Origin of the sequence: Spirillospora sp. NPDC046719, from assembly GCF_040645715.1 — a bacterium.
Classification (GTDB): Bacteria; Actinomycetota; Actinomycetes; order Streptosporangiales; family Streptosporangiaceae; genus Spirillospora.
In genome coordinates, this window is sequence record NZ_JBEYYT010000100.1 from 7,162 (window position 1) to 8,441 (window position 1,280).

General features: G+C 75.5%; 2 protein-coding genes. One reads left to right on the forward strand and one right to left on the reverse strand.

Annotated features, from left to right (window positions below):
- Nucleotides 1-120: 120 nt before the first annotated feature.
- Nucleotides 121-447: a rhodanese-like domain-containing protein gene (locus ABZ914_RS18995; RefSeq protein WP_190865957.1), complete on the reverse strand. Its 327-nt coding sequence runs from the start codon at nucleotides 445-447 to the stop codon at nucleotides 121-123.
- A gap of 37 nt (nucleotides 448-484) precedes the next feature.
- Here ABZ914_RS18995 and ABZ914_RS19000 point away from each other — a divergent pair, with 37 nt between their 5' ends.
- On the forward strand, nucleotides 485-1,102 hold the full coding sequence (locus ABZ914_RS19000) for a TetR/AcrR family transcriptional regulator (protein ID WP_500194401.1): 618 nt from the start codon (nucleotides 485-487) through the stop codon (nucleotides 1,100-1,102).
- Nucleotides 1,103-1,280: the final 178 nt, after the last annotated feature.

Genomic DNA, 1,280 nt, shown 5'->3' on the forward strand with positions numbered 1-1,280 from the left:
TCTGCGGTGCCCCCCATGCAGATCACTCTTCGTGTGGGGTTTGGGCCGGGTCGCGGGTGCGGTCGTGCGGCGCGGGCGCGCCCTGTGCGCGCGCAGTGCGCGCGCCCGCTCCGCCGCAGGTCAGGCGGATTCGGTGGGGAGCCCGGCGGCCACCCAGTCCTCGATGCCTTCGCGGTACTTGCGGACGTTGGTGTAGCCGAGCGCGGTGAGCCGGTCGGCGACCTGTCCGCTGTTGGGGCAGGCCGGGTTGGAGCAGTAGGTGACGATCGCGGCGGCGCGGTCGGGCAGCAGGGCGGGCGCCTGCGCGTCCACGTCCGCGGCGACGAGCGGCACGGCGCCGGGCAGGTGCTGCTTGGCGTGGTACTCGCCGCCCAGCGCGTCGACCACGGTGACGGTGCCGGCGTCGATCGCGGCCTTGAGTTCGTCCCGGCCGATGAGTGCGGTCATGGCGGTGCCTCCCGATGAGACGGACTATAGTCCGGTTATGCCTCGAGACGATACCGGACCGCAGTCCGCTTCTGCAACGCCCCTGGAACTGCTGCGCACCCCGCCGCCCAAGGAGCGCGCGGACGCCGCGCGCAACCGCGCGGCCGTGCTGGAGGCGGCTGGCCGGCTGTTCGCCGAGCGGGGCGTCGAGGCGGTGTCGATGGACCAGGTGGCGGCGGAGGCCGGCGTCGGCAAGGGGACGCTGTTCCGGCGCTTCGGCGACAAGGCGGGGCTGGCCGCCGCGCTGCTGGACGCGCGGGAGCGCGTGCTCCAGGAGGCGATCCTGCACGGACCGCCGCCGCTCGGGCCGGGGGCGGGGGAGGAGGAGCGCCTGGTCGCGTTCACCGGGGCGTACCTCGACTACCTGCTGGAGCACCTGGCTCTCGTGCGGATGTCGGAGACCGCGTCACCGGGCGCCCGGTACCGGATCGGCGCGTACCGGTTCTGGCACCGCCATGTCGCGATCCTCGCGCACGGCGCGCCGGACCCCGAGTACGCGGCGCACGCCCTGCTCGCGGCGCTGTCCGCCGAGCACGTGGCGGCGCTCCTGCCGGAACTGGGCGAGGAGCGCGTCAGGGAGGGGAGCGTCCGGCTCGCCCGGTCCGTGCTGCGGTGACCGGGCGGCGGGACGCGGTGCGGAGGGACACGGTGCCAAGGGACGCGGCGCGGCGTGCCCGTCCGCGGCGTGCCCGTCCGCGGGGGGGGCGTCCGCGGCGGGGCGGGGACGCCGGGGCGGGTGAGATGTGTTTAATGTTGGGGGGGGGTGCCTGGGCGGCGGCCGTGTTTGGGGAGCC